This is a genomic window from Salmonella sp. SG203, assembly GCF_013350575.1.
In the GTDB taxonomy this organism is placed as follows: domain Bacteria; phylum Pseudomonadota; class Gammaproteobacteria; order Enterobacterales; family Enterobacteriaceae; genus Salmonella; species Salmonella enterica.
In genome coordinates, this window is the sequence record NZ_SNMT01000067.1 from 1 (window position 1) to 2,541 (window position 2,541).

The following is a 2,541-nucleotide window of genomic DNA, read 5'->3' on the forward strand; positions in this document are numbered from 1 at the left end:
ACACTCAGATTCCCCCCCACGCCGACGCCATGCCCGGCAACAGAGTGACCGGTTACGGTGGCACCGTCCACGGTGTAATTTGAACCGCCGGTGAGCTGTACCCCGGCGCTGCTGCCTGATGAGGTACCATTCAGGGTACCGTTGGTGATGGTGACATTATTGCCAGTGATATTGATACCGGTACTGGTATTCGAGATCCCGGTCAGGTTATTACCGTTCAGATTAACCTGCGGTTTATGCTTTGTATCACCGGAATTAATGCGAATACCCGTTCCATCCTGACTGATACCGGTGACCGTTGCGTTGACTATACTGACATTGGCAAATTCAGGCACACTGACACCTGTACCGCTTTTACTTTCCCCGATAATCGTAAAGTTGCCTGTCAGGCCGGTATTATCCACTATCCGAAGATCCAGCCCGTCACCGGAATCAGACACACTGTGAATATTCACATTCCCTTCTCCGGTGAATTTATAACCGGTTTTACGGGCCAGGTCATCCGGTCCATCGGTATCTGAATAAGCGCTAAAACCATTTACTCTTTTAGCTTCTGCATTTATGTTTAACGTTGCATTCGAGACCTGAACCTCAACAGTTCGTGGAGTACCAACCATCTGAAAAATGAATACTCCACCACCTGTCACATCCTTAACATCCGTTGTCTTTGCATTAATCACAGCTGTACCATTCGAGAATCCGATCACAAATACCGGGCTAAATACTCCTGAAAACACCATCCCGCTCCTGCCTGTAGATGTTGCGTTAATTGTGGTGTTCCCTGCAAAACTCACATTTGTAGACAACCTGTTATTCAAATTTCCGTATACAACCACACCACCTGCTGTGGTTCCCGTCCTGCCAGTATAGCTGCCATTCAACGTATTTTCCGTTGACTTAAATGTCGTATTCCCTGTGAGCATAATACCGTTCCCTGTCTCCGCCAAATAACTACCACTATCACCCACACCCGTAACATTGATATTCCCGGCCAATGCTGTCAGGGAAGCGTTGGCCAGGGTAACACCATTGTTACCCGTTCCAGTGCCATTCCCGTTAAGGCTGATATTACCCGACGTAGCCGTCAGGTTACTGCTCTGTACTGTAAGACTACGGTTAACATTATCTATCGTGAGATCCTGACCCGCAGTAATGTTACTGTTCACAAAACTCACGCCCTTCAGGCTGATATTGCCTGTTTTGTTTACCGTGACATTTTTTAAAATCCAGACACCACGTTTACTGGTGTAGCTATCGACCCAGTCTGCACCGGACCCGCCCAGCGTCATCCCTGTAGTGTCTATCTGTGTACTGTTATCTATCCCCTGCTTCATCAGTACTTCAGCCGTGGTCACATTCAGTATTCCACTGCCAATAACGTTGGTCACATTTTTATTGCTGCCCGCGGAGCTCAGTGTCAGATTAGCGCCATTCGCTATTCCTCCCTTCAGTGTCACATTGTTCAGGACAAATCCCTTGCCGCCGTTGGCATTAGACCCCGTCAGTGTGGCGCTGTCAGCACTGAGGGTAGCATTGATCAGGTTCAGCGCTACAGGCTGAGTTCCGTTCGGAGTCCCCGTCACCACGCCCTTCATGTTCAGACTGCCGCAGCTTACAGTCAGGTTCAGATTGTTGGTAGTGAACGCAATATAAGGCCCGTCGTTGGTTTGTCTGGTTGTTCCTGTCACCGACAGGTTACCTTGTGTGATGTTAGTGATCCCCCCCAGCTTTACCCCAATGTTATTCTGATTTGAGGTGCCGTTCAGTACCGTATTTATTGCTTTAAACGTATTAGTATCTGCATTCAGCGCACCATCCTTACCGTCTATGGCACTGGCGGTCAGCGTGATATTATTCACAGCTGTCAGGATATTACCGCCATGAATATGGATACCGTATCCCTTTCCCCCCTTAGTCTGCGCGCCCGTCAGATTAAGGTCGCCGGACGTGGCAGTCAGTTTGCTGGCACCGTACACCCACACTCCCCTGCCAATACCATCCGACGATGTCCCGTTCACCGTCACGTTTCCGCCCGACAGCGTTCCGTTAGTTATGGTGACGCCCTGCCCGGTTTGAGTCTTTCCGGTTACAGTCAGGAGACCCGTGCCATTCGCTTCTACTGACGCATTATTGAGGAGCACCCCCGTACCACTGTCACCCGTGGCTGTTCCGTTCAGCGTCAGGTTGCCATTACTCAGGATATTACTGACGCAACTATTAATTTTAATACCAGTACCATTTGCAGCCCCGGCAGTGCCAGTAATCACTGCATTCTGCGCACTGACATTGATATTTGATGCGTTAAAGGCCCCGTCTGTCCCCCCGCCCGCGGCCATCGCGCTCAGAGTGACCGTATCCCCTGCTTTAAAAAGGCTGCCCCCCCAGGTGTGAATGCCATAGATTATGTTTTCCGAAGAAGAGGTAGCACGACTCACCCCGGACACCGTCAGATTCGTGTCTGCGTTCAGTTTACTCTGACCGCTTATCGACAGTGCATCAGCCGTACTGCTGCTGGCAGTAATCGTGATGTTGTTCCCCGTC

Annotated in this window: 1 protein-coding gene; it reads right to left on the reverse strand. The window is 50.2% G+C overall.

Annotated elements, in window-relative coordinates; all coding sequences use genetic code 11:
- The coding region (locus HV477_RS27740) for a hypothetical protein (RefSeq protein WP_175065732.1) at positions 1 to 2,541 on the reverse strand (2,541 nt) is incomplete at both ends.